The organism is Comamonas piscis (genome assembly GCF_014109725.1).
In the GTDB taxonomy this organism is placed as follows: domain Bacteria; phylum Pseudomonadota; class Gammaproteobacteria; order Burkholderiales; family Burkholderiaceae_C; genus Comamonas; species Comamonas piscis.
The window spans coordinates 1,729,316-1,753,123 of sequence record NZ_CP058554.1; the positions used below are offsets into that span (position 1 = coordinate 1,729,316).

The window sequence follows — 23,808 nt, forward strand, 5'->3', positions numbered from 1 at the left end:
GGGGGTTAGCGGCCTAGAAGGCCACCACGCCGATCAGGAGACAGCGTCAGCCGGCAGGCGTTGCAGCATGGCCAGGCTGCTGGCAATGCGGTCGCGCAGCTCGCGGCGGTCCACGATCATGTCCACGCCACCCTTTTGCTGCAGGAACTCGGCGCGCTGGAAGCCTTCGGGCAGCTTCACACGCACGGTGTTCTCGATCACGCGCGGGCCGGCAAAGCCGATCAGCGCCTTGGGTTCGGCCATGACGATATCGCCCATAAACGCAAAACCGGCAGACACGCCGCCCATGGTCGGATCGGTCAGCACGCTGATGTAGGGCAGGCCCTTCTTGGCAAAGCGGGTCAGCGCGGCATTGGTCTTGGCCATCTGCATCAGGCTGAGCAGGCCTTCCTGCATGCGGGCACCGCCGGTGGCGGTGAAGCACACAAACGGCACTTTTTGCTCGATGGCGGTTTCGACGCCGCGCACAAAGCGCTCGCCAACGACCGAGCCCATCGAGCCGCCCATGAATTCAAACTCAAAGCAGGCCACCACCAGGTTGACGCTCTTGACCGAGCCGCCCATCACCACCAGTGCATCGGTCTCGCCGGTGTTCTCCAGCGCTTCCTTGAGGCGCTCGGGGTACTTGCGGCTGTCCTTGAACTTCAGCGCATCGACGGGCAGCACTTCCTGGCCAATCTCGTAGCGGCCTTCGGCGTCGAGAAACTGGTTCAGGCGCGCGCGCGCTGACATGCGGTGGTGGTGGCTGCACTTGGGGCAGACATTGAAGTTGTGCTCCAGGTCGGCCTTGTACAGCACGGCTTCGCATGCAGGGCACTTGATCCACAGACCTTCGGGCATCTGGCGGCGCTCGGCCGGGTCCGTATGCTGGATCTTGGCGGGTAACAGTTTCTCTAGCCAGGACATGGTTCTTTTCCTTTGCTCTCGCACTCGTTGGGCTGCGCGCTGCGCAGCCCAGGAGGCGCATTATGCGTCAAGCGCCTTGCGGATGCCACGCAGAAAATCGGCCACCAGCGCCACAACTTTCTCGTGCGGCTGGTTTTCGATCAGCTGGATGATGCGGGTGCCGATCACGACAGCATCGGCGACTTTGCCGATGGCCTGTGCCGTCTGCGCATCACGAATGCCAAAGCCCACGCCCACAGGGATGTGTACATGCTGGCGGATCTGCGGCAGCATGGCCTCGACCGCTGCGGTGTCCAGCGTGCCGGCACCGGTCACGCCCTTGAGCGAGACATAGTACACATAGCCACTGGCCACACGCGCGACTTGCTGCATGCGCTCGGGGGTCGAGGTGGGCGCCAGCAGGAAGATGAGGTCCATGCCATGCGCACGCAGATCGGCCGCGAAGGCTTCGCATTCTTCGGGCGGGTAGTCTACCACCAGCAGGCCATCCACTCCGGCGGCGGCGGCATCGCGCACAAAGGCGCCCTTGCCGTTGACCTGGTCATAGCGCTCGACCGGGTTGGCATAACCCATCAGCACCACCGGGGTGCTGTTGTCCTTCAAGCGGAACTCGGCCACCATGGCCAGCACCTGCTTCATGCCAATGCCCAGCGCCAGCGCTTTCTCGCCGGCCTTCTGGATGACGATGCCGTCAGCCATGGGATCGGAAAAGGGCACGCCCAGCTCAATGACATCAGCACCGGCATCGACCATGCCGTGCATCAGCGCGGGCGTGATGTCGGCAAACGGGAAGCCAGCGGTGACATAGGGGATCAAGGCCTTGCGGCCGGCCAGCTTGAGCTGGTCGAAAGTAGCGGCAATACGGCTCATTTTGTATAGCTTCCCTTGACAGCCACACCGCGGCTGGAAGGTTGGGCGTAGAAATCAACGCCCGAGAGATCGGCCACGGTGCCGATGTCCTTGTCGCCACGGCCCGAGAGGCTGACGAGAATGGACTGGTCGGCGCGCATGGTTTTGGCCAGCTTCATCGCGTAGGCCACCGCATGGCTGGATTCCAGCGCCGGGATGATGCCTTCGGTATGGCAGAGGTAGTGGAAGGCGTCGAGCGCCTCCTGGTCGGTGATGCCAACATACTGGGCGCGGCCCAGCTCCTGCAACCAGGCATGCTCGGGGCCCACGCCGGGGTAGTCCAGGCCGGCGCTGATCGAGTGGGTTTCGGTGATCTGGCCGTTGTCGTCCTGCAGGATATAGGTGCGGTTGCCATGCAGCACACCCGAGGAGCCGCGCTGCAGTGAGGCCGAGTGCTTGCCACTGTCCAGGCCTTCGCCCGCCGCTTCGACGCCGATCAGGCGCGTGTTCTCGTAAGGGATGTAGGGGTAGAAAATCCCCATCGCATTGCTGCCGCCACCCACGCAGGCAATGACGGCGTCAGGTTGTTCGGCAGCCATGTTCTGTTCCTTGAACAGCGCAGGCATCTGGGTCAGGCATTCGTTGCCGATGACGCTTTGGAAGTCACGCACCATCATCGGGTAGGGATGGGGGCCGGCCACGGTGCCGATGATGTAGAAGGTGTTGTCCACATTGGCCACCCAGTCGCGCATGGCTTCATTGAGCGCATCCTTGAGCGTTTTGCTGCCCGAGTCGACGGGCACCACGGTGGCACCCAGCAGCTTCATGCGGTAGACATTCGGGCTTTGGCGGCGCACATCTTCGCTGCCCATGTAGACCACGCATTCGAGGCCATAGCGGGCGCAGATGGTGGCGGTGGCCACGCCGTGCTGGCCGGCGCCCGTCTCGGCAATGATGCGCGGCTTGCCCATGCGCTTGGCGAGCATGGCCTGGCCGATCACATTGTTGATCTTGTGGGCGCCGGTGTGGTTGAGGTCCTCGCGCTTGAGGTAGATCTGCGCGCCACCCATCTCGCGCGACATGCGCGCTGCATGGTAGACGGGCGATGGCCGTCCGACATAGTGGGCCAGCTCGTAGTGGAATTCGCGCATGAACTCCGGATCGTTCTGGTACTTGGCATAGGCCTCACGCAGCTCGACGAGGGCGTGGGTCAGGGTTTCGCTGGCAAAGCTGCCGCCATAGGGGCCGAAATGGCCCGCGAGATCGGGTTGTTGGTATTCAAACATGGAAGGGATTCTTGGCAAGTAGGGTGTCGGCGGCGCGTACGGCTGCGACAAACTGTTGGATTTTTTCGGCGTCCTTGGTGCCCTTGATGGCTTTGCCATCGGCACCCGTCATCTCAACGCCGGAGCTGACATCCACCGCGAGCGAGATGCAGCGCGGTCTGACTTGCACAATGCCATCGGTCACGTTTGCAGGCGTGAGTCCACCAGACAAAACGAGATGAGAGGCTACGTTTGTTGGAAGCAGTGACCAATTGAATGCTTTGCCGCCGCCGCCGAATCCCTCGACATGGGCGTCGAGCAAGATGGCCTTGGCGTGTGAATAACGATGGGCATATTCTACGAGGTCGAACTGCAGTGCAGCGTCGCCAAGGGGTATGCGCGCTGCGCGCAGAAAACTGCGCTCGCCGCCACCGGTGGAGGCCAGGCACTGCTCGGGCGTCTCGTCACCATGGAACTGCGCAATCGCGCCGGGCACCTGGGCGCAGGCCGCCATCACCTGGGCAGAGGGTTCATTGACAAACAGCAGCACCGGCGTCACAAAGGCCGGCAGACGGCGTGCCAGCTCGGCGGCCCGCTGCATGGTCACCGCGCGGGGGCTGGCGGGGTAGAGCACAAAGCCGATGGCATCGGCCCCGGCGGCCACGGCCGCGTCCACGTCTTGCTCGCGGGTCAGCCCGCAGATCTTGATGCGGGTGCGTCCCGCGGTGGCTTGGAGGGCGGTCAATGGAACTCCTTGTTCAGGCAAACCAGTCAAAAGAGATGGCCTCGGTGGGCAAGCCCCAGCGCGGATCGTATTGGGGGCCGAGGAAATAGAGGCCATCCGGTGAGAACGTGGGGGCCGCGACCTTGCGGCTGCGGGCATTGAGAACCTCCAGCATCCACTCAGGCGGTTGGGCTCCCTGGCCAATCACGACCAAGCACCCCATGATGTTGCGGATCATGTGGTGCAAGAAGGCGCTGCCCTGGAAATCAAAACGCCAGTAGCAGGATGGCATCCCATCGCGCGAGGCGCTGGGCCGTTGCGTACTCCTGGCAATGTGGATGGCATACAAGGTTTTGACCGGCGACTTGGCCTGGCAGCCTGCCGCACGGAACGACGAAAAATCATGCTCGCCCAGCAGGTACTGCACGGCGCGCTGCATGGGCTCTAGGTCCAACGGCTGGTACACCCAGCCGACACGGCCAGCCTCGACGCTAGGGCGCACCGGTGACTGCAGCAGCGCATAGCCATAGCGCCGCGATGTGGCGCAAGCGCGGCTGTGGAAGTCATCAGGTACCGTGCGCACCCACTGGACAGCGATGTCCTTGGGCAAAAAAGTGTTGGTGCCTCGCACCCAGGATGCCTCAGCGCGCGCAACAGGCGAGTCAAAATGCACCACCTGCATGAGGCCGTGTACACCGGCATCGGTGCGTCCAGCGCAGTTGGTGGAGATAGGGGAGGCGGCAAAGCGGCTCAACGCCGCTTCAAGATGGTCTTGGACAGTGATGCCGCTGAGCTGGCTTTGCCAGCCTTGGTAGGCCTGTCCGTTGTAGGTGATGCCCATGGCGATTCGCATGGCGCCATCATAAAGGCGCCATGCCACCCGGCCATAGAAAAAGCCCCGCAGAGCGGGGCTTGTGTGAGAAGTGCGTGCTGATCAGCGGCTTTGGTCCAGCAGGCGCTGGGCCTGGGCCTTGACGGTGGCGCTGGACGATTCGGCCATGACCTCTTCGGCCAGCGAGCGGGCACCTTCCTTGTCGCCGATGGCCAGGAATTCCTGGGCCAGGGTCAGCTTGGTGGCCAGCGGGTCGCTGTCATCGATCTCCAGGCCGGCCATGTCGTCGGCCAGGGTCACCGGATGGGTGTGGTCTGGCTCGCCGGTGCTGGGCAGGTCCAGCGACAGCGAAGTCATGTCAAAGTCCATGGTCGGCAGGCCCTTGTCGCTGATGGGCATCTGCGCCGTGCTTTGGTTGTCAAAATCGCTCAGTTGGAAGTCCAGCGAACCGGGCTGGGTTTCCAGGCTCTGGGCGGCTTCGTGGGAAGTGCTGGGGGCCAGCTCCGAAGGAATGCTCAGTGCCTCGGCCAGTTGGCGGTCAAAGTCTTCCATCGACATGGCGGGCTTGCCTGCGGCAGGCGCCAAGGCCTCAAAGGCCAAGCCTGGATCGACGGCAGCTGCCGCTGGCGCAGCGACGGGCGCTGCAGGTGCGGGCGCCTGGTAGCGCGCGCTGGCATCCGGGGTGTCGGTCAACTGGCTGCTCATCGCAAAATCCAGGCCGGTGGAGGGGCTGAATGCGCTGGCAGGGTCTGCCGCTGCCAGCGTGGTGGGCGGCAGCGTGTTCTCGAAGGGGATCGGCTCGGCGCGGGCGGCAGCAGCGGCGGCGGCCAGCGCGGCAGGTGTAGCGATTTCGGTCGCGGAAGGTACCGCAGCGGTGTTGTTCTGGTAGATCGGGTTGGCGGCGTCCAGCTCCTGGCCCAGCGCGGCAATGCGCAGCCAGTCAGGACCGGTACCACCGGTGAGCTGGCGAGCATCCTTGGCAATGCTCTCCAGCGCCAGGCGGTCCTTGCGCTTGGCGTAGATCTCGGCCAGCTTGGCATGCAGCGCGCTGCGGGTCGGGCTGGTGCGCAGCGCTTCCTTGAGGATTTCCTCGGCCTGCAGGTCACGGCCATAGGCCAGGTAGACGTCGGCTTCGGCAACAGGGTCGACATCGCCGGCATCGAGCTGGCTGGGGGTGTAGGCCAGCGAGGAGTTGCCGGTGGTCATCGCGCTCACCGAGGTATCGATGTGCTGACCGCCGCTGGCGCCAAAGAACGAGTCTTGCGCCAGGCTGCTTTCGAGCACCGAGTCAGTGGCGGCGTCCACGCCTTCCTTGCGCTTTTTGTTGCGGTACCAGAGGCCACCCAGCAGGGCCAGGATGGCCATGCCGCCAGCGGCTGGCAGCAGGGGGTTCTCCATCAGTTCATCGACAAAGCTGGGCTCTTCGACGGGTGCTGGAGCCGGTGCGGGCTTGGGTTTGGCTGCCGGAGCAGGTGCCGGGGTAGGTGCCGGGGTAGGCGCTGCCACAGGTGCTGCAGCATCGCCAGTGCTTGCTGCGGGTGCTGCAGCAGGTGCTACCGCCGCAGGCGTTGCAGCGGTCACTGCCGCTGTGGCGGGTGCTGTGGCTGGAGCGGCGGCGGGCGGAGTCGCAGGTGCTGCGGCCGCTGGCGCATTGCCTGCAGCCGGCACGGTGGCCGTGGCAGCAGGCTTGCCGTCTGCCGGAGCCGCAGCGGATGCCGCCGTGGCCGCAGTGCCTGCAGCGGCTTGCTTGAGCTTGTTCAGCTCTTCAATGTTCTTGTTCAGTTCCGAGGTGCGGTCCTGCGTGGCATTGGCCTGCTGGGCGCTGGCAACGCTGGCTTCTGCGGACTTGCCGCCCTTGGCGGCTTCCTTGCTCAGTTTGAGCTGGTCCGGTGCCACGCTCTGGGGCTTCTTGTCGTCGACGGAGGCTTCGACCTTGCCGCTGGCGGCACGCGTGTCGGTCGCGACCTGGGCCGGCGCTGCCTTGGCGGCGAGCTGGCTGCGGTAGCTGTTGAAGTCGCGGCTTTGCGCGGCCACCATCTGGCGTGCCTGGCGTGGCGTAACCGCACGCGCTTGCTCAGCCGTCGGCATGGTCAGCGCTACGCCCGCCTTCATGCGGTTGACATTGCCACCCACAAAGGCGTGCGGGTTGCTCTGCACCACGGCGACGAGCATCTGGTCCAGCGAGATATCGGCGGGCTTGTTCTGCGCGGCGATGCGGCCCAAGGTGTCGCCACGTTGGGTGCGCACGGTGTCGCCGCCAGAGTTGTTGCTGGCGGTGGCCGGAATATTGGCACGTGGTGCTGGCGCAGGGCGGGGCGCGGCAGCACTGCGGGTGGCGGGCGCTGGTGCCGGCGTGGCCGAGGCCAGCGGCTCCTCGATCACGCGCACAGGCGGTGCTGGTGGGCGGATGGCTGGGGCAGCGGCTGCGCTGAGCTGCGGCGCCACGGTGACGGCCGGTTCTGGCTTGCGCAGGTTGGGCGGGTCGAACAGCATGGTGTAGCTGCGCACGACCTGGCCGGAATTCCAGTTGGCGTCGATCACATAGTCGACAAAGGGGTCGTTGACTGCGCGCTGGGTGGTCAGCACGATCACCGCGGTGCCATTGGCGCGGCGCTGCAGCTGGGCGCGCACGCCGCTGGCCGTACCTGAGTAGTCCATGCCCTGGGTGCGAAACACCGCAGACGAGGCGGTCTTGACCTGCAGAGTGTCAGCTTCCGCGTCGGTGATTTGTGGAACTTCGATTTCCGCGCGCAGGGGCTCGCCCAGCGCGGATTTCACATTGATCTTGCCCAGCGCGAGCGCCGATGCTTCCCCTGTGTACAGGCCAAAGGCTGCCATGGCGGCGGCAAGCGCAGTGATTTTCCAGCGATGCATAGTGCTATTTGATTGAATAGTAGAAGCGTGCGGGGTTGTTTTTGTACCCATGAGAAAGCCCTCCCCCTAAGACGCGAAATCGGTAATTATCAGTAAAAAGAACCTTAACAGTAATGTGTTGGGGTGACAAGTTAAGGAGCGGGCATCTCTTTTGTTAGGGTGCTTGGGCTCGCTCAGGGCTGTCCGATTGTTGTTCCGGAACAACTTTTCAGAGGGCGGGCACCCAGCGGGGTCCAGTCAGAACCTTTACCGAACTCACGATAGAAAACACCTTCCGGCCGCCTGCTGCAGATCCGGAAGGTGTAGTGTTTTGGTACCCGTTGGTCAGGCGTGCATCAAGCGGCGAGCAGGATGCGCAGCATGCGGCGCAGTGGCTCGGCAGCGCCCCAAAGCAGCTGGTCGCCAATCACGAAGGCCGAGACATACTCAGGGCCCATGTTCAGCTTGCGCACACGGCCCACAGCGACTTCCAGGCCACCGGTCACGGCAGCGGGGGTCAGTTCCTTGACGGTCACGGCGCGCTCGTTGGGCACCCACTTGACCCAGTCGTTGCCGCCCTTGATCAAGGCTTCGATCTCGGCCAGTGGCAGGTCCTTGTTCAGCTTCAGGGTCAGCGCCAGGCTGTGGCAGCGCATCGCGCCAATGCGCACGCACAGGCCGTCGACGGGGATGGTGGCGTCCGTGCCCAGGATCTTGTTGACCTCGGCCTGGCCCTTCCATTCTTCCTTGGACTGGCCGTTGTCCAGCTGTGCATCGATCCAGGGGATCAGGCCGCCAGCCAGAGGTGCGCCAAAGAACTCGGTGGACACATCGCTGCGGATGGTTTGGGCCACCTTGCGGTCGATCTCCAGAATGGCGGAAGCGGGCGTGGCCAGCTCATCGGCCACGGCGGCATGCACCACGCCCATGCCCTTGAGCAGTTCGCGCATGTGGTTGGCGCCGCCACCGGATGCGGCCTGGTAGGTCATCGACGAGACCCAGTCGACTAGGCCGGCGTTGAACAGGCCCGACAGGCCCATCAGCAAGATGGAGTTGGTGCAGTTGCCGCCAATCCAGTTCTTGCCGCCAGCGGCCAGCTTGCGCTGGATCAGTGCGTCGTTGACGGGATCCAGCACGATGACAGCGTCGTCTTGCATGCGCAGCGACGATGCCGCATCGATCCAGTGGCCCTTCCAGCCGGCAGCGCGGATCTGGGGGAAGACTTCCTTGGTGTAGTCGCCGCCTTGGCAGGTGATGATGATGTCGCACTTGGACAGCTCGGCGATGTCATTGGCATCCTTGAGCTGGGTGTGCACGGTGGCCATCGCCGGGGCCTTGCCGCCTGCGTTGGAGGTCGAGAAGAACACCGGCTCGATCAGCGCGAAGTCACCCTCGGCCTGCATACGGTCCATCAACACCGAGCCGACCATGCCGCGCCAGCCCACCAAACCTACCAATTGCTTGCTCATAAAACGCCCTTGTGTACCGAAAAAAATACCACGGGGGGCTGGGGCCTGGCTCGTCGGCCAGTGGAGAGGCGCACGACGAACCAGGCTGGATCAGCCGGTAATCTTCGTGGTGGTTGTGAATGTGTATGCGCGCGCAGCCACACCCGCCTCAATGGGGGTGATGGTGTTCAGCCAAGAAATAGGGCAGTGCGCAGACATAGGGAGCTATTCTAGCGCCAAAATTGGAAAGCTGTGCAAGCGTTTTTAAAAATTTCAAGTGTTGGCGCATCGAAGCGCATGAAAATACGACGTTAAAAACTATTTTTCGTCCATTTATGGTTTTTTAATTCGTCGAAATGACTAAGGCGGCGGGTGTCCTTGGCTTGCGTCGTCGTTTTGGTGCTCAAATGTGGGGGTGCTTGCGCGGTAGAGGCGGTACATCCATCCGCAGACGAAAAAAAGCGACCCGCAGGTCGCTCTTGGAGAAGCATCGTGAAGACGGCTGTTTACAGTGCGGCTACCACGGCGTCGCCCATTTGCTGGGTGCCCACCTTGGTCGTGCCTTCGCTGTAGATGTCGGGCGTGCGCAGGCCTTGGGCCAGCACCTTTTGCACGGCGGCTTCGATCTTCTGGGCAGCGGCTTCCTGGCCCAGGCTGAAGCGCAGCATCATCGCGGCCGACAGGATGGTGGCCAGCGGGTTGGCGACGCCCTTGCCGGCGATGTCTGGTGCCGAGCCATGGCTGGGCTCGTACAGGCCTTGCTTTTTGTCGTTCAGGCTGGCCGAAGGCAGCATGCCGATCGAGCCGGTCAGCATCGAGGCTTCGTCGCTCAGGATGTCGCCGAACATATTGCCGGTGACGACCACGTCAAAACGCTTGGGTTCCTTGACCAGCTGCATTGCGGCGTTGTCCACATACATGTGGTCCAGCTGCACATCGGGGTACTGCTTGCCCACTTCGGTCATCACGTCCTTCCACAGTTGGAAGGTTTCCAGCACATTGGCCTTGTCCACGCTGGTCACGCGCTTGCTGCGCTTTTGCGCGGCCTGGAAGGCCACATGGCCGATGCGCTCGATCTCCGGGCGGCTGTAGCGCATGGTGTCAAAGGCTTCTTCGGCGCCGGGGAAGTGGCCATCTGGCGCAGTGCGTCGGCCACGGGGCTGGCCAAAGTAGATGTCGCCGGTCAGCTCGCGGATGATCAGGATATCGAGGCCGGACACCAGCTCAGGCTTGAGGCTGGAGGCGTGGGTCAGCTCTTTGTAGCAGATGGCAGGGCGGAAGTTGGCGAACAGGCCCAGGGCCTTGCGCAGACCCAGAATGGCTTGCTCGGGGCGCAGTGCGCGCTCCAGGGTGTCGTACTTCCAGTCGCCCACGGCGCCGAACAGGATGGCGTCCGAAGCCTGTGCCAGCTCCAGGGTAGCCGGTGGCAGTGGGTGGCCGGAGGCCTCATAGGCGGCGCCGCCCACAGGCGCGCTTTGCAGCTGCAGGTCCAGCTTCAAGGCATCAAGCACCTTGACAGCTTCTGCAACGATTTCTGGGCCAATGCCGTCTCCGGGCAACACTGCAATTTTCATGGTTTTTCTCACTGAGGGATAGCGGCCTGCGCCCGGGCAAGGCGCGCAGGAGGGGAAGGTGTCTGTCTAGGGTCAGGCCTTGGCTTGCACCAGGCTGTGCGCCAGCCAGGGCTTGGTGGCCAGGCGATTGGCTTCATAGGCCTGGATCTTGTCCTTGTGGCGCAGGGTCAGGCCGATGTCGTCAAAGCCATTGAGCAGGCAGTACTTGCGAAAGGCGATGACATCAAAGGGTATGGCCTCGCCACCGGGGCGCAGGATCACTTGCTGCTCCAGGTCGATGGTCAGGCTGTAGCCGGGGTTGACGGCGACTTCGTTGAACAGCAGGTCCATCGTGGCCTCGGGCAGCACGATGGGCAGCAGACCGTTCTTGAAGCAGTTGTTGAAGAAAATATCGGCAAAGCTAGGTGCCAGGATGGCGCGGAAGCCGAACTGGTCCAGCGCCCAGGGCGCATGCTCACGGCTGGAGCCGCAGCCAAAGTTCTTGCGTGCGATCAGGATGCTGGCGCCTTGGTAGCGCTGCTGGTTGAGCACAAAGTCCGGGTTGGGCTTGCGGGCCGATTCGGGCACGCCGGGCTGGCCGGGCTGGTCCAGGTAGCGCCATTCGTCGAAGGCGTTAACGCCAAAGCCGGTCTTCTTGATCGACTTCAGAAACTGCTTGGGAATGATCGCGTCGGTGTCGACGTTCTCGCGGTCCATGGGAGCGACCAAGCCCTGGTGGATGGTGAATTTTTGCATGTGCAAGCCTTTGGGGCTGCCAGCGTCCAGTGAGAGGATGCTGGCAGCGGAGTAGGTGAGGGGTATTAACGTGCTGCGCGGGAGATGGCGTTGCCCGCGCCCTGCACATCCTGGCCAATACCGTGGACGGTGTTGCAGCCAGACAGCAGCGCGGCGAGCGCGATGGTGAGGAAGGCGAAACGGGTTTTCATCGCATAGCTCCTGGGGTCAGACAAAACGGCGAATGTCGACAAAGTGGCCGTGCACCGCTGCCGCTGCCGCCATCGCGGGGCTGACGAGGTGGGTGCGGCCACCGGCGCCCTGACGGCCTTCAAAGTTGCGGTTGCTGGTCGATGCGCAGCGCTCGCCCGGCTCCAGGCGGTCGGCGTTCATCGCCAGGCACATCGAGCAACCGGGCTCACGCCACTCAAAACCGGCGGCGGTGAAGATCTGGTCCAGGCCCTCGGCCTCGGCCTGGGCCTTGACCAGGCCGGAGCCAGGAACCACCATCGCCAGCTTCACGTTCTTGGCCACTTTCTGGCCCAGCTTCTTGACGACGGCCGCAGCCTCGCGCATGTCTTCGATGCGGCTGTTGGTGCAGCTGCCGATGAACACCTTGTCAATGAAGATGTCATTGATCGGCTTGCCGGGCTCCAGGTTCATATAGGTCAGCGCACGCTCGATGGCACCGCGCTTGTTCGGGTCCTTTTCCTTGTCCGGATCGGGCACGGTCGCATCGACGCCCAGCACCATCTCGGGGCTGGTGCCCCAGGTGACTTGGGGGACGATGTCTTCGGCGCGCAAGGTGACCACGGTGTCGAACTTGGCATCCACATCGGAATGCAAGGTCTTCCAGTAGTTGGCGGCCTGCTCCCATTCCACGCCGGTAGGGGCCAGCGGGCGGCCCTTGACGTAGTCGATGGTCTTGCTGTCCACAGCGACTAGGCCTGCGCGGGCGCCGGCTTCAATGGCCATGTTGCAGACGGTCATGCGGCCTTCGATGGACAGGTCGCGGATGGCAGAGCCGGCAAACTCGATGGTGTAGCCGGTGCCGCCTGCCGTGCCAATGCGGCCGATGATGGCCAGCACGATGTCCTTGGCCGTCACGCCAGGTGCCACCTTGCCGTCCACCTTGATCAGCATGTTCTTGGCCTTTTTGGCCAGCAGGGTCTGGGTGGCCATCACGTGCTCGACTTCGGAAGTGCCGATGCCGTGTGCCAGTGCGCCAAAGGCACCATGGGTGCTGGTGTGGCTGTCGCCGCAGACCACCGTCATGCCCGGCAAGGTGGCGCCTTGCTCGGGGCCCATCACGTGGACGATGCCCTGGCCCTTGTCCATGAAGGGGAAGAAGGCGGCAGCGCCGAATTCGCCAATGTTGTCGTTCAGGGTGACGATCTGCTCTTTGCTGATCGGGTCTTCAATACCGTCATAGCCGCGTTCCCAGCCGGTGGTCGGCGTGTTGTGGTCGGCCGTGGCCACCACCGAGCTGACCCGCCACAGCTTGCGGCCCGCTACGCGCAGGCCTTCAAAGGCCTGCGGGCTGGTCACCTCGTGGACCAGATGGCGGTCGATGTACAAAACAGCGGTGCCATCCTCTTCGGTGTGGATGGTGTGCTCGTCAAAAATCTTGTCGTAGAGGGTGCGTCCGGTCATCGTGGTTCTCTGTGGGTCAAGGGTTTCGTCAAGGGGGCGAAATATCAAAGGTGGGCAAAGGTCTGCAGGTTGACTGACAGCGCGGTGTCTGGGTGCTCAGCGGCGGCCGCCTCTACGGCAGGCCGGGGACTGAGGTGCTCCACCAGCAGGCGCGCTGTCACCGGCAGCGCATCAAAATCGCGGGCCATCAGCCGCAGTTCGCGGTGGGCCCAGGCATCTTCCAGGCGAATGCCGCGCAGGTTGCCCACGCCATGCATCAGCGCAAAGGCGCGGTCCGGCAGCAGGCCAATGCCCAGGCCGTTGTCGATCATGCGGCACATGGCATCGAGGCTGGTGACCTGGATGCGCTGGCGCAGCGGCCGGCGCAGCTGGGCCGATGCGGTGCGCATGGCCTGGCTGATGCTGCTGCCCGATTGCAGGCCAACGATGTCCCATTCCAGCGCTTCTTCAAAGCTGATGCTGTTGCGCTGGGCCAGGTCATGGTCCAGCGGCACCACCAGCATCAGGTGGTCGCTGCGGTAGGGGCGCGATTGCAGGTCCAGCTCGGCGGTGTTGGCCAGCGCATCGGGGTTGCAGATGCCCAGGTCAGCCGTGCCTTCATGCACGGCCTGGATGACCTCGGCGCTCAAATGCTCTTGCAGGTCAATCTTGATCTGGTTGTGTGCGCGCGCAAAACTGCCCAGGTCCTCGGGCAGAAACTGCACGATCGCAGAAATATTGGCATGGATGCGCACATGGCCGCGCACGCCATCGGCGTACTCGCTCAGCTCGCCTTGCATGCGCTCCAGGCCAAACAGCACATTGCGGGCATGGTGCAGCAGGCTCTCTCCTGCGGGTGTGAGGGTGACGCCACGGCTGTGGCGGTAGAGCAGCTGCGTGTCTACCGCCGTTTCCAGATCGGACAGGCGCTTGCTGACGGCCGATGCCGCAATGAACTCTCGCTCCGCCGCCCGGCCAATGCTGCCCAGCTCGCACACCGCTACAAACAGCTGGAGCGAGGTCAGGTCAATGCGGCGCGCAAAACTGCGCTCTGAGCTTTTCATGGCGGGGAGGTATCGTATTTTTAGAAATCAGCAGCTATTTTATCTATAAATAACGTGCCTGGTATCGTGGATGACGATGGCTGATGTGTCATTTGCATGAAAACGTAGCGGGGTGCTCGGGCAAGGAGGTTTGTCCGTCGGCGTTGAATGTGTTCGTTTTTGTAAAGCCTTGACCCCATTCGCTGGGCTCACCGCGATTGAGCAGACATCGCAAGCAGCGATGCTCTAGAAACGGAATCATCCATGTCTTCTCGCTCCCCTTCCTTCGGCCTGTTCAGCGCGTGTCCTGGTGGCCTGGCGGCCATTGCCATCGCGGTGGCCGCCTTGCTGGCCGGCTGCTCGCCAGATGCCGGGCAGAGCGCGCCGCCCGCTGAAGCGCAAATGGCCGCCCCGGCCGCACCCGCACCGGTAGCGCCGATGGCTGCGCGCTCCATGGCCAAGATGGCGACGAAGGAGATGGCGCCCGCCGCCGATATGGCCATGGGGCAGGGCGGTGCGGCCGCACCCAGCGAGCGCTTTCTGGCGATCAGCCACCGCATCCAGGTGGAGACGCCGGCGGCCGAGCTGGCCGGGCTGTGGGAAGAAGTCAAGGCGCGCTGCGAGCGGCTGGACTGCTATGTCGAGGGCTCGCAGCTGCGGCGCGAAACCCTGCAGTCGGCGGCCGAGGCCATGCTGGCGATGCGGGTCAGCCCCCAGGACTTTGCCGCGCTGACCTCGTCGCTGGGCGCTGGCGCCCGGGTGCTCAACCACCAGACCACGACCGAGGACAAGACCTACGAGGTCGTGGATGTGGAGGCGCAAATCAAGAACCGCACCGAATACCGTGACAGCCTGCGTGCGCTGATGCTGGAGAAGAATGTCAAACGCACTCTGCAGGACCTGATGGCGATCCGCGACACGCTCTCCCAGGTCCAGGCCGAGATCGATGCGGCCAACACCCACCGCGCGCTGTTGCAGCGCGATACCGCCAAGCAGTTTGTGCAGATGCGGTTCCAGCCCACGCGCGCCATCGTCAGTGGCACCTACAGCCCCTGGCAGCAGACCTGGCAGCACAGCTGGGATGGCCTGACCCGCAGCATGCAGTCGCTGATTCTGACGGCGGCCCAGTCACTGCCGTGGTTGCTGGCGCTGGCCTTGGTGGTTCTGCTGCCGCTGCGCTTCGCCATCAAACGCTGGCTGCGCCGCAGCGCTGCCCGGGCGCAAGTGGCACACCAGGCAGATACCAAGAGCTGAGAAGCGCAGTGGCCATGAAAAAAGCACCAGCAATGCTGGTGCTTGGCAGAGGGGGCGCCGCATCGGGCAGATGCGGCGGTTCTCTTTATCAGGTGAACAGGTTTTTCAGGCGGTCGGTCCAGGACTGGTTATTGGGCGTGTGCTTGGCGCCGCCTTTTTTCAGCGAGTCATCGAGCTCCTTGAGCAGCTTGCGCTGGTGCTCGGTGAGCTTGACGGGGGTCTCGACGACGATGTGCACGTACAAATCGCCGGGATAGCTGGCGCGCACGCCCTTGATGCCCTTGCCGCGCAGGCGGAACTGCTTGCCGGTCTGGGTGCCTTCGGGGATGTCGATGGCGGCCTTGCCGCTCAGGGTGGGCACCTCGATCTCGCCGCCCAAGGCAGCGGTCACCATGCTGACCGGCACTTCGCAGTGCAGGTCATCACCATCGCGCTCGAACACCTCGTGCTTGCGCACGCGGATTTCGATGTACAGATCGCCGGGCGGGCCTCCATTCTGGCCGGGCTCGCCATCGCCGGTGGAGCGGATGCGCATGCCGTCGTCGATACCGGCGGGTATGCTCACTTCCAAGGTCTTTTGCGACTTGGTGCGGCCCTGGCCATGGCAGGCGGTGCAGGGCTCGGGGATGATCTTGCCGGTGCCACGGCAGTGCGGGCAGGGCTGCTGCACGGCAAAAAAGCCTTGGCGCATCTGCACCTGGCCGCTGCCATGGCAGGTGCTGCAGGTCTTGACCTGGGTGCCGGGCTTGGCGCCGTTGCCGTGGCAGGTGTCGCACTCGTCCCACGACGGGATCTTGATCTGCGCGTTCTTGCCTGCGGCGGCCTCTTCAAGGCTGATGTCCATCGCATAGGACAGGTCACTGCCCCGGTAGACCTGGGGGCCACCGCCGCCACGGCGGGCACCGCCAAACATTTCGCCAAAGATATCGCCAAAGGATTCGGCAAAACCGCCAAAGCCTTCGCCGCCCATGCCCGAGCGCATATTGGGATCAACCCCGGCATGGCCGTACTGGTCGTAAGCGCCCCGCTTTTGGCTGTCGGAGAGCATTTCGTAGGCTTCTTTGCACTCCTTGAACTTCTCTTCCGCTTCCTTGGCGGTATCGCCCTGGTTACGGTCGGGGTGGTACTTCATGGCCATCTTGCGGTAGGCCGTCTTGATTTCGACCTCCGTGGCTGATTTGCTCAGGCCGAGGACTTCGTAGTAATCGCGTTTGGACATGGTGTTCTTGAATTCTGTGGGTGGTTAACCAGCGCGGTGCAGGTACGCACGGGCATGGATGCCCACAAAGCTGCGGCCGGGATTGTCGCCGTCAATCCATTGCTGCGGCGGAAAGAGCTCAAACAGGCCCACCTTGAACAAGGTGGGAATCGCCATCTTCAGCTCTTCTTCAACGGCGCCGCGCTCGCCGGCATTGTAGAGCGCGATGTTGAAGAGCATGGTGGCGACGGTGCCGGTCTGCACCCGGCTGCCATCTTTGAGCGTGACGGCGGGCAAGTCTGCCGCGCCGTCCGTGATCTTCTGGTTGACACGGCTGAGCTCTGCAACATGCAGTGCGTCGGTCGCAGGTGCTGTGGTGGAGGTCATCGTGTCCCTTTGGATGTTTGTGTGAGGAGGGCCTGCTGTCTGTGCCTGGCCCGAGGCCGCAACTACAGAAAAATAACGATTCTGTAGAAAAGCCATGCCGGAGTGCGGCGATGCGGACTCCGGCATGGGGTGTGACAGTCGGCTACAGGCCTGTCAGGAAGGGCTTAGTCCTTCTTGACTTCCTTGACTTCGGCATCGACGACATTGTCATCGGCTGCCGCAGCGCTGCCTGCGCCAGCTGCTGCACCGGCAGAGCCTGCCTGTGCGGCTTGGGCGTCGGCATACACCTTCTCGCCCAGCTTCTGGCTGGCGGTCATCAGGGCCGTGGTCTTGGCTTCGATGGCGTCCTTGTCTTCGGTCTTCAGCGCTTCTTCCAGCTCCTGGACGGCGGTGTCGATGGCCGTCTTTTCAGCGGCATCGAGCTTGTCGCCATGCTCGCCCAGGCTCTTCTTGACGCTGTGTACAGCGGCTTCGCCTTGGTTGCGGGCCTGCACCAGCTCCAGCTTCTTCTTGTCGTCAGCGGCGTTCAGCTCAGCATCCTTGACCATCTTCTGGATCTCGTCTTCCGACAGACCCGAGCTGGCCTTGATGGTGATCTTGTTTTCCTTGCCGGTGCCCTTGTCCTTGGCAGAGACGTTCAAGATACCGTTGGCATCGATGTCGAAGGCCACCTCGATCTGGGGCGTGCCACGGGGAGCGGCTGGAATGCCTTCCAGGTTGAACTCGCCCAGCAGCTTGTTGGCGCTGGCGATTTCACGCTCGCCCTGGAACACCTTGATGGTCACAGCAGGCTGGTTGTCCTCGGCGGTCGAGTAGGTCTGCGCGAACTTGGTCGGGATCGTGGTGTTCTTCGTGATCATCTTGGTCATCACGCCGCCCAGGGTTTCGATACCCAGGGACAGAGGCGTCACGTCCAGCAGCAGCACGTCAGAGCGGTCACCGCCCAGCACCTGGCCTTGGATGGCAGCGCCCACGGCCACGGCTTCGTCGGGGTTCACGTCCTTGCGTGGCTCCTTGCCGAAGAATTCCTTGACCTTCTCTTGCACCTTGGGCATACGGCTCATGCCGCCGACCAGGATCACGTCGTCAATGTCAGCCACTGCGATGCCTGCATCCTTGATGGCGGTGCGGCAAGGGGCAATGGTGCGCTCGATCAGCTCATCCACCAGGCTTTCGAGCTTGGCGCGGGTGAGGCGGATGTTCAGGTGCTTGGGACCCGATGCGTCTGCGGTGATGTAGGGCAGGTTGATATCGGTGGCGGCCGAGCTGGACAGCTCGATCTTGGCCTTTTCAGCGGCTTCCTTCAGGCGCTGCAGTGCCAGCACGTCCTTGGACAGGTCAACGCCCTGGTCCTTCTTGAACTCGGTGATGATGTACTCGATCACGCGCTGGTCAAAGTCTTCGCCGCCCAGAAAGGTGTCGCCATTGGTCGACAGCACTTCGAACTGCTTTTCGCCGTCCACATCGGCGATTTCGATGATGGACACGTCAAAGGTACCGCCGCCCAGGTCGTACACAGCGATCTTGCGGTCACCCTTGCCACCCTTGTCCAGGCCAAAGGCCAGGGCTGCAGCAGTGGGTTCATTGATGATGCGCTTGACTTCCAGGCCAGCGATACGGCCGGCGTCCTTGGTGGCCTGGCGCTGTGCGTCATTGAAGTACGCAGGCACGGTGATCACGGCCTCGGTCACCGGCTCGCCCAGGAAGTCCTCGGCGGTCTTCTTCATCTTGCGCAGCACTTCTGCGGAGATCTGTGGCGCAGCCAGCTTCTGGTCACGCACTTGCACCCAGGCGTCGCCGTTATCGGCCTTGACGATCTGGAAAGGCATCAGATCGATGTCTTTTTGCACTTCCTTCTCATCGAACTTGCGGCCGATCAGACGCTTGGCAGCGTAGATCGTGTTGCGGGGGTTGGTCACCGCCTGGCGCTTGGCAGAAGCACCGACCAGGATCTCACCGTCTTCCTGGTAGGCGACGATCGATGGCGTGGTGCGCGCACCTTCGCTGTTCTCGATCACGCGGGTGGTGTTACCTTCCATCACGGCCACGCAGCTGTTGGTGGTGCCCAAATCAATACCAATAATCTTTCCCATTTCTCTACTCCTGTATTTGTTGGGGCGGCTCAGCGCCCTGATTGACTGTTATCTATGGCATTTTTGGCGTTGTTCAAGTGCGCAACGCAAAAAAGCCGGGAGCTGTGTTTATTGCGCTGCGGCCACGGTCACCAAGGCCGGGCGCAGTACGCGGTCGGCAATGGCATAACCCTTTTGCAGCACCGCAACCACCGTGTTGGGGTCTTGCGCTGCGGGCACCGCAGAGATGGCCTGGTGGTGGTGAGGATCGAACTTATCGCCGGCGGCCGGGTTGATGGCCAGCACCTTGTTGCGCTCCAGTGCCGAGACGAGCTGGCGCAGGGTGGCATCGGAGCCTTCGCGCAGTTGCTCGGGGCTGGCGTTCTGGATGGACAAGGCGGCGTCCAGGCTGTCGATCACCGGCAGCAGGCTTTCAGCAAAGCTCTCGACGCCGAACTTGCGGGCCTTGGCAACTTCATCATCGGCGCGGCGGCGGGCGTTTTCGGCTTCGGCCTTGGCGCGCAGGTACTGGTCGGCCAGGTCGGCGTTCTTGGCCTTCAACTCCGCCAGCTCTGCTTCCAGTTGCGACTGGTTGGCAGCGGCAGCGGCTTCCAGCTCTTCGGCGGACATGGGGTTTTGGCCTTGGGGGTGGAGGTTGTCTGACATTGTGCTGTTCGTAGTTCGTTAACAAAAATGGCTCTTGAGGCCGCACATGGGGGCAAGTCCTTGCATTTCAAGGGGCTTATGGGTGGCGTGGTTTTTGCAGCCAAAACGGCATGCAAACGGGCTGGCCCAGCAACGCCATTTGACGGTTTTCACATTCGTTTGTATAATCTCGGGTTTCCCTTGCCACACCGTACCTGTCTTTTTATTGAAGGGCATCAGCGGGTGGCGAAATCCACAAGGAGTTTGCATGCGTCATTACGAGATCGTGCTGCTGATCCACCCCGATCAGAGCGAACAAGTTCCAGCTATGCTGGAGCGTTACAAGGGCATGATTACCGCCGGCGGCGGTAAGATCCACCGCGTTGAAGACTGGGGCCGCCGTCAACTGGCCTACATGATCAACAAGCTGGCCAAGGCCCACTATCTGTGCCTGAATATCGAAGCCGACCAAGCTGTGATGGCTGAACTGGAACACGCATTCAAGTTCAACGACGCTGTGCTGCGCCAACTGACTGTGCAGAAGAAGAAGGCTGACACCGCTCCTTCCGCCATGATGAAGACCGTGGAACGCGAAGAAGCGCGCAAGGCCAACCAGGCTGAGCACGCCGCTGCAGAGCGTTAATCACACAGGAGGTGGAGAACCGCGTACTTGTCACTGCCGTCATCGCTGAAATCAAGATTTTGCGATACACGCCGGCTGGGCTACCTGCTGTAGATGTTGTGCTGGAGCACCGCTCCACCCAAACGGAAGCAGACCAAGCCCGACAAGTGAATGCCGTGCTCAAGGCGATTGCCTTTGGTGCACTGGCAGAGCGAATCGCTCGGCAGGCTGTAGGAAGCACCTGGACATTTCAGGGCTTTTTGGCCACACCGCGCAACAGCAAATCGCTGGTTCTGCACATCCAGGATATTCAACAAGATACTTATTGAGAGGTCCGAAAATGGCCACGTTCAAGAAATTCAACAAAGACAAGCGCCCTAAGCGCAACACCCAGTCGCTGCTGTTCAAGCGCAAGCGCTTCTGCCGCTTCACCGTGGCTGGCGTCGAAGAAATCGACTACAAAGACGTCGACACCCTGCGTGACTTCGTTGCTGAAAACGGCAAGATCATCCCCGCACGCCTGACCGGCACGCGCGCCATTTACCAGCGTCAGCTGAACACTGCCATCAAGCGCGCTCGCTTCCTGGCCATGGTTCCGTACTCTGACCAGCACAAGATCTAAGGAGCACGAACATGCAAATTATTCTGCTCGACAAGGTCGTTAACCTGGGTAACCTGGGCGAAATCGTGAAGGTCAAGGACGGTTACGCACGTAACTTCCTGATCCCTTCGGGCCGTGCACGCCGCGCTACCGAAGCAGCCAAGGCTGAATTCGAAGCCAAGCGCGCTGAGCTGGAAAAGGCTGCTGCTGAAAAGCTGGCTGCTTCCCAAGCCCAAGGCGAGAAGCTGGCCGGCCAGACCGTGAAGCTGACCCAAAAGGCTGGCGTTGATGGCCGTCTGTTCGGTTCCGTCACCAACCAGGACATCGCTGATGAACTGGGCAAGATGGGCTTCCAAGTGGCCAAGTCGCAAGTGCGTCTGCCTAACGGTCCTATCAAGACCGTGAGCGAGACCGCTGTGGGCGTGGCGCTGCACACCGACGTGGTGGTGGAAGTGAATGTGTCCGTCTACGGCGAACACGTTTAAGTCTTACGCTTTGCGTTGACAAGCCGCCTTCGGGCGGCTTTTTCGTTGCTGGCCGCCAAAGGCCGGGTGCGGGCTTTGTACCCCCTCACCGGCAGGGTGCAGCAACTACGCTATTCTTGCGGATTGCTGCCAGCCAGGCCAGCGTTTGCCCATTTGGATTCCCCATGTCAGAGACCTTCCCCCCCTTGGATGACACCGCTTTCATCACGCCGGACAAGCAGGTGGCGCAGCTGCGCATACCGCCGCATTCGATTGAGTCGGAATCCAGCGTTTTGGGTGGTTTGCTGCTGGACAACAATGCCTGGGACCGGGTGGGCGATGTGCTGGCCGAGGACAACTTCTACCGCCATGAACACAAGCTGATCTTTGCCGCGATGGCGAGCATGATCAATGCCGGCAAACCGGCCGATGTGATCACCGTCTACGAGCACCTGCAAAGCATCGGCAAGGCCGAAGAGGTGGGCGGGCTGACCTACCTGAACCAGCTGGCCCAGTATGTGCCCAGCGCCACCAATATCCGCCGCTATGGCGAGATCGTGCGCGAGCGTTCGATCTTGCGCAAGCTGGTCACCGCCAGCGACGAGATCGCCACCAATGCCTTCAACCAACAGGGCAAGACGGTAGACCGCATCCTGGATGAGGCCGAGCAAAAGATCTTCGCGATTGGCGAAGAGGGCTCGCGCATGAAGCAGGGTTTCCAGTCGCTGGACAAGCTGGTGGTGGACCTGCTGGACCGCGTGCAGGAGATGGCAGACAACCCGGTCGATGTGACCGGTGTGCCCACCGGCTTTGCCGACCTGGACCGCATGACCAGCGGATTGCAAGCAGGTGACCTGGTGGTGCTCGCTGCCCGTCCCTCGATGGGCAAGACCTCGTTTGCGGTGAATATCGCCGAGCATGTGGCCCTCAACGAAGGCCTGCCGGTCGCCATCTTCTCGATGGAAATGGGTGCCGCCCAATTGGCGGTGCGTATCGTGGGCTCGATTGGCCGGGTGAACCAGGGCAATCTGCGTACCGGCAAGCTGACCGATGAGGAATGGCCGCGCCTGTCCGAAGCGATTGAACGGCTGCGCACGGTATCGCTGCACATCGATGAGAGCCCGGGCCTGACGCCGTCGGAGCTGCGCGCCAACTCGCGCCGCCTGGCCCGACAGTGCGGCAAGCTCGGCCTGATCGTGGTCGATTACCTGCAGCTGATGAGCGGTTCGGGCTCGGCCGCCAGCTCGGACAACCGGGCAACGGAACTGGGCGAAATCTCGCGGGGTTTGAAGATGCTGGCCAAGGAGCTGCAGTGCCCCGTGATTGCGCTGTCGCAGCTCAACCGCTCGGTCGAGCAGCGCACCGACAAGCGCCCGATGATGTCTGACTTGCGCGAATCCGGCGCCATTGAGCAGGATGCGGACATCATCATGTTCATCTACCGCGACGACTACTACAACAAAGAGAGCAGCGAGCCCAATGTGGCCGAGGTCATCATCGGCAAGCAGCGTAATGGCCCGACGGGTACCGTCAAGCTGTTCTTCCAGAAGAACCAGACCCGGTTTGAGAACCTCTCTATGGGTGCCGACGACTACTGATGCCGGGCCGAGCGCAGGGCCTCAGTCCTGCTGCTCCTGGCTTTGCTGGATGACCCACTGCTCAAAAGCCTGCAGCGCCGCGGAGGGCTCACGGTAGGTGGGATAGCTGAACCAGTAGCTCTGTGTGCCGGGCAGGGTCTGGCTGTGGGCGGGTACCACCTGGCCCGCATCCAGCGCGGGCTTTACCAGTACCTCAGGCACCAGGCCCACCCCCAGGCCTACCGCTGCTGCTGTGATGACCATCGAGAACAGTTCATAGCGCGGCCCACGCGAGGCCTGTACCGAGTAGTCCCAGCCCAGGCCGTTGTACCAGTCGCGCCAGGCGGCGGGCCGGCTTTCCAGGCCGATGTGGACCAGCTGCTGCCAGTCCTCTTGCGTGGCCAATGCATGCTGGGCGGCAAAGGCGGGGCTGCAGATGGGGATGCAGGCGCCATCGCGGGCAATGCGCTGGCCCTGGGTCTTGGTCCAGAGGCCGTCGCCGGAGTAGATGGCGCCGTCAAAACCGCTCTCTTCAAACGCAAAAGGCTCGGAGCGCACCGACAGGTGGACATGGATGTCCGGGTGCTGCTGGGCAAAGGCCGGCAGACGGGGCAGCAGCCACTGCGTGGCAAAACTGGAGACGACGGCCAGATGGATAGCATAGCCCTGGGCGCGGCTGTTGGCGATCTCTTGGGTATCGCGCTCCAGCCCATTGAGGTGAACACGCACCCGCTGCGCATATCGTTTACCCGCATCGGTCAGCATCACCCGGCGTTTGTGGCGTACGAAGAGGGGTACGCCGAGCCGGTCCTCCAGCGCCGCCACATGGCGGCTGACAGCGCTGGCCGTCAGCGCTAACTCATTGGCAGCGCGGGAGAAATTGCCATGTCTGGCCGAGGCTTCAAAAGCCATTAGCAGGCCGATATTGGGGATCGCGTTGCGCATGGGGTGGGGACTTTGTTCAAAAAACGCACTATGTCTCACCATTTTCTCATTTTGTTGTTCCTGATAGTTCACATAGTATTTTTAAGTTTGCCGCTGTCCTGCGGTGCTGCGCAGTCATGGAGGGGGTGTACAAAGGCCTGTACCTGCCCCTTGATGCGCTGAGAATTTTTGGGCTCCGCTGGAGCCGCACCCCTCATGGTCTG

At 62.5% G+C, this 23,808-nt stretch carries 23 protein-coding genes; 6 read left to right on the top strand and 17 right to left on the bottom strand.

All coding sequences use genetic code 11. The annotated features are described in order from the left end of the window. Positions 1 to 33: 33 nt before the first annotated feature. From accD to HS961_RS07815, 12 genes are all read right to left on the bottom strand, one after another. Positions 34 to 906 carry an acetyl-CoA carboxylase, carboxyltransferase subunit beta gene (accD, locus tag HS961_RS07760; RefSeq protein ID WP_182327156.1) on the bottom strand — a complete coding sequence of 291 codons (873 nt, stop codon included), beginning with the start codon at positions 904 to 906 and terminating at the stop codon, positions 34 to 36. Between the two features lie 60 nt (positions 907 to 966). Further along, entirely contained in the window at positions 967 to 1,776 is an 810-nt protein-coding gene (gene trpA, locus HS961_RS07765; protein ID WP_182327157.1) for a tryptophan synthase subunit alpha, read from the bottom strand. Further along, positions 1,773 to 3,041, bottom strand: a complete 1,269-nt coding sequence (gene trpB / locus HS961_RS07770) for a tryptophan synthase subunit beta (RefSeq protein WP_182327158.1) — start codon at positions 3,039 to 3,041, stop codon at positions 1,773 to 1,775. The genes trpA and trpB overlap by 4 nt, the downstream gene beginning before the upstream one ends. After that, the gene (locus HS961_RS07775; RefSeq protein WP_238347830.1) at positions 3,034 to 3,765 is read right to left on the bottom strand and encodes a phosphoribosylanthranilate isomerase; all 732 of its coding nucleotides are present in this window, start codon (positions 3,763 to 3,765) and stop codon (positions 3,034 to 3,036) included. The genes trpB and HS961_RS07775 overlap by 8 nt, the downstream gene beginning before the upstream one ends. Positions 3,766 to 3,778: 13 nt before the next feature. Continuing rightward, complete coding sequence (gene truA, locus HS961_RS07780) at positions 3,779 to 4,597, bottom strand: tRNA pseudouridine(38-40) synthase TruA (protein ID WP_182327159.1); 819 nt, start codon at positions 4,595 to 4,597, stop codon at positions 3,779 to 3,781. Between the two features lie 81 nt (positions 4,598 to 4,678). Beyond that, entirely contained in the window at positions 4,679 to 7,450 is a 2,772-nt protein-coding gene (locus tag HS961_RS07785) for a FimV/HubP family polar landmark protein (RefSeq protein ID WP_182327160.1), read from the bottom strand. 335 nt (positions 7,451 to 7,785) lie between these two features. Then, positions 7,786 to 8,898, bottom strand: coding sequence for an aspartate-semialdehyde dehydrogenase (asd, locus tag HS961_RS07790; RefSeq protein WP_182327161.1), 1,113 nt, complete (start codon positions 8,896 to 8,898; stop codon positions 7,786 to 7,788). Positions 8,899 to 9,383: 485 nt separating this feature from the next. Further along, positions 9,384 to 10,451 (bottom strand): 3-isopropylmalate dehydrogenase, encoded by a 1,068-nt coding sequence (gene leuB / locus HS961_RS07795; protein WP_182327162.1) that lies wholly within the window; start codon positions 10,449 to 10,451, stop codon positions 9,384 to 9,386. A gap of 72 nt (positions 10,452 to 10,523) precedes the next feature. Beyond that, positions 10,524 to 11,186: a 3-isopropylmalate dehydratase small subunit gene (leuD, locus tag HS961_RS07800; protein WP_182327163.1), complete on the bottom strand. Its 663-nt coding sequence runs from the start codon at positions 11,184 to 11,186 to the stop codon at positions 10,524 to 10,526. 65 nt (positions 11,187 to 11,251) lie between these two features. Beyond that, on the bottom strand, positions 11,252 to 11,377 hold the full coding sequence (locus HS961_RS07805; RefSeq protein ID WP_182327164.1) for an entericidin A/B family lipoprotein: 126 nt from the start codon (positions 11,375 to 11,377) through the stop codon (positions 11,252 to 11,254). Between the two features lie 16 nt (positions 11,378 to 11,393). Beyond that, the gene (gene leuC / locus HS961_RS07810; protein WP_182327165.1) at positions 11,394 to 12,818 is read right to left on the bottom strand and encodes a 3-isopropylmalate dehydratase large subunit; all 1,425 of its coding nucleotides are present in this window, start codon (positions 12,816 to 12,818) and stop codon (positions 11,394 to 11,396) included. A 44-nt stretch (positions 12,819 to 12,862) separates the two neighbouring features. Then, entirely contained in the window at positions 12,863 to 13,861 is a 999-nt protein-coding gene (locus HS961_RS07815) for a LysR family transcriptional regulator (RefSeq protein ID WP_182327166.1), read from the bottom strand. 243 nt (positions 13,862 to 14,104) lie between these two features. On the opposite strand from HS961_RS07815, the gene HS961_RS07820 reads away from it, so the two are divergent. Continuing rightward, positions 14,105 to 15,094, top strand: a complete 990-nt coding sequence (locus HS961_RS07820; protein ID WP_182327167.1) for a DUF4349 domain-containing protein — start codon at positions 14,105 to 14,107, stop codon at positions 15,092 to 15,094. 88 nt (positions 15,095 to 15,182) lie between these two features. Here HS961_RS07820 and dnaJ read toward each other — a convergent pair whose 3' ends face one another. From dnaJ to grpE, 4 genes are all read right to left on the bottom strand, one after another. Then, a complete protein-coding gene (dnaJ, locus tag HS961_RS07825) occupies positions 15,183 to 16,313 on the bottom strand; it encodes a molecular chaperone DnaJ (RefSeq protein WP_182327168.1) in 1,131 nt (376 codons plus the stop codon). A gap of 24 nt (positions 16,314 to 16,337) precedes the next feature. Beyond that, the gene (locus HS961_RS07830; protein ID WP_182327169.1) at positions 16,338 to 16,679 is read right to left on the bottom strand and encodes a DUF7709 family protein; all 342 of its coding nucleotides are present in this window, start codon (positions 16,677 to 16,679) and stop codon (positions 16,338 to 16,340) included. Between the two features lie 164 nt (positions 16,680 to 16,843). Continuing rightward, positions 16,844 to 18,772 carry a molecular chaperone DnaK gene (gene dnaK / locus HS961_RS07835; protein ID WP_182327170.1) on the bottom strand — a complete coding sequence of 643 codons (1,929 nt, stop codon included), beginning with the start codon at positions 18,770 to 18,772 and terminating at the stop codon, positions 16,844 to 16,846. Positions 18,773 to 18,880: 108 nt separating this feature from the next. Next, a complete protein-coding gene (gene grpE / locus HS961_RS07840; RefSeq protein WP_182327171.1) occupies positions 18,881 to 19,417 on the bottom strand; it encodes a nucleotide exchange factor GrpE in 537 nt (178 codons plus the stop codon). A gap of 247 nt (positions 19,418 to 19,664) precedes the next feature. Here grpE and rpsF point away from each other — a divergent pair, with 247 nt between their 5' ends. The 5 genes from rpsF (at position 19,665) to dnaB (ending at position 22,681) form a co-directional block, all read left to right on the top strand. After that, positions 19,665 to 20,039 carry a 30S ribosomal protein S6 gene (rpsF, locus tag HS961_RS07845; RefSeq protein WP_021028344.1) on the top strand — a complete coding sequence of 125 codons (375 nt, stop codon included), beginning with the start codon at positions 19,665 to 19,667 and terminating at the stop codon, positions 20,037 to 20,039. A gap of 11 nt (positions 20,040 to 20,050) precedes the next feature. After that, a complete protein-coding gene (priB, locus tag HS961_RS07850; RefSeq protein WP_182327172.1) occupies positions 20,051 to 20,347 on the top strand; it encodes a primosomal replication protein N in 297 nt (98 codons plus the stop codon). An 11-nt stretch (positions 20,348 to 20,358) separates the two neighbouring features. Further along, a complete protein-coding gene (gene rpsR, locus HS961_RS07855) occupies positions 20,359 to 20,640 on the top strand; it encodes a 30S ribosomal protein S18 (protein ID WP_021028346.1) in 282 nt (93 codons plus the stop codon). Positions 20,641 to 20,651: 11 nt separating this feature from the next. Then, positions 20,652 to 21,104: a 50S ribosomal protein L9 gene (gene rplI / locus HS961_RS07860; protein WP_182327173.1), complete on the top strand. Its 453-nt coding sequence runs from the start codon at positions 20,652 to 20,654 to the stop codon at positions 21,102 to 21,104. 164 nt (positions 21,105 to 21,268) lie between these two features. Continuing rightward, positions 21,269 to 22,681: a replicative DNA helicase gene (gene dnaB, locus HS961_RS07865; protein ID WP_182327174.1), complete on the top strand. Its 1,413-nt coding sequence runs from the start codon at positions 21,269 to 21,271 to the stop codon at positions 22,679 to 22,681. A 21-nt stretch (positions 22,682 to 22,702) separates the two neighbouring features. Here the strand turns inward: dnaB and HS961_RS07870 are convergent, their stop codons facing one another. Further along, positions 22,703 to 23,605 (bottom strand): LysR substrate-binding domain-containing protein, encoded by a 903-nt coding sequence (locus tag HS961_RS07870; RefSeq protein ID WP_182327175.1) that lies wholly within the window; start codon positions 23,603 to 23,605, stop codon positions 22,703 to 22,705. Positions 23,606 to 23,808: the final 203 nt, after the last annotated feature.

Bases quoted from the DNA above. Each gene is read 5' to 3' on its own strand.
- accD (WP_182327156.1), bottom strand. From the start codon at position 906: ATGTCCTGGCTAGAGAAACTGTTACCCGCCAAGATCCAGCATACGGAC.
- trpA (WP_182327157.1), bottom strand. From the start codon at position 1,776: ATGAGCCGTATTGCCGCTACTTTCGACCAGCTCAAGCTGGCCGGCCGC.
- trpB (WP_182327158.1), bottom strand. From the start codon at position 3,041: ATGTTTGAATACCAACAACCCGATCTCGCGGGCCATTTCGGCCCCTAT.
- truA (WP_182327159.1), bottom strand. From the start codon at position 4,597: ATGCGAATCGCCATGGGCATCACCTACAACGGACAGGCCTACCAAGGC.
- HS961_RS07785 (WP_182327160.1), bottom strand. From the start codon at position 7,450: ATGCATCGCTGGAAAATCACTGCGCTTGCCGCCGCCATGGCAGCCTTT.
- asd (WP_182327161.1), bottom strand. From the start codon at position 8,898: ATGAGCAAGCAATTGGTAGGTTTGGTGGGCTGGCGCGGCATGGTCGGC.
- leuB (WP_182327162.1), bottom strand. From the start codon at position 10,451: ATGAAAATTGCAGTGTTGCCCGGAGACGGCATTGGCCCAGAAATCGTT.
- leuD (WP_182327163.1), bottom strand. From the start codon at position 11,186: ATGCAAAAATTCACCATCCACCAGGGCTTGGTCGCTCCCATGGACCGC.
- HS961_RS07805 (WP_182327164.1), bottom strand. From the start codon at position 11,377: ATGAAAACCCGTTTCGCCTTCCTCACCATCGCGCTCGCCGCGCTGCTG.
- leuC (WP_182327165.1), bottom strand. From the start codon at position 12,818: ATGACCGGACGCACCCTCTACGACAAGATTTTTGACGAGCACACCATC.
- HS961_RS07815 (WP_182327166.1), bottom strand. From the start codon at position 13,861: ATGAAAAGCTCAGAGCGCAGTTTTGCGCGCCGCATTGACCTGACCTCG.
- HS961_RS07820 (WP_182327167.1), top strand. From the start codon at position 14,105: ATGTCTTCTCGCTCCCCTTCCTTCGGCCTGTTCAGCGCGTGTCCTGGT.
- dnaJ (WP_182327168.1), bottom strand. From the start codon at position 16,313: ATGTCCAAACGCGATTACTACGAAGTCCTCGGCCTGAGCAAATCAGCC.
- HS961_RS07830 (WP_182327169.1), bottom strand. From the start codon at position 16,679: ATGACCTCCACCACAGCACCTGCGACCGACGCACTGCATGTTGCAGAG.
- dnaK (WP_182327170.1), bottom strand. From the start codon at position 18,772: ATGGGAAAGATTATTGGTATTGATTTGGGCACCACCAACAGCTGCGTG.
- grpE (WP_182327171.1), bottom strand. From the start codon at position 19,417: ATGTCAGACAACCTCCACCCCCAAGGCCAAAACCCCATGTCCGCCGAA.
- rpsF (WP_021028344.1), top strand. From the start codon at position 19,665: ATGCGTCATTACGAGATCGTGCTGCTGATCCACCCCGATCAGAGCGAA.
- rpsR (WP_021028346.1), top strand. From the start codon at position 20,359: ATGGCCACGTTCAAGAAATTCAACAAAGACAAGCGCCCTAAGCGCAAC.
- rplI (WP_182327173.1), top strand. From the start codon at position 20,652: ATGCAAATTATTCTGCTCGACAAGGTCGTTAACCTGGGTAACCTGGGC.
- dnaB (WP_182327174.1), top strand. From the start codon at position 21,269: ATGTCAGAGACCTTCCCCCCCTTGGATGACACCGCTTTCATCACGCCG.
- HS961_RS07870 (WP_182327175.1), bottom strand. From the start codon at position 23,605: ATGCGCAACGCGATCCCCAATATCGGCCTGCTAATGGCTTTTGAAGCC.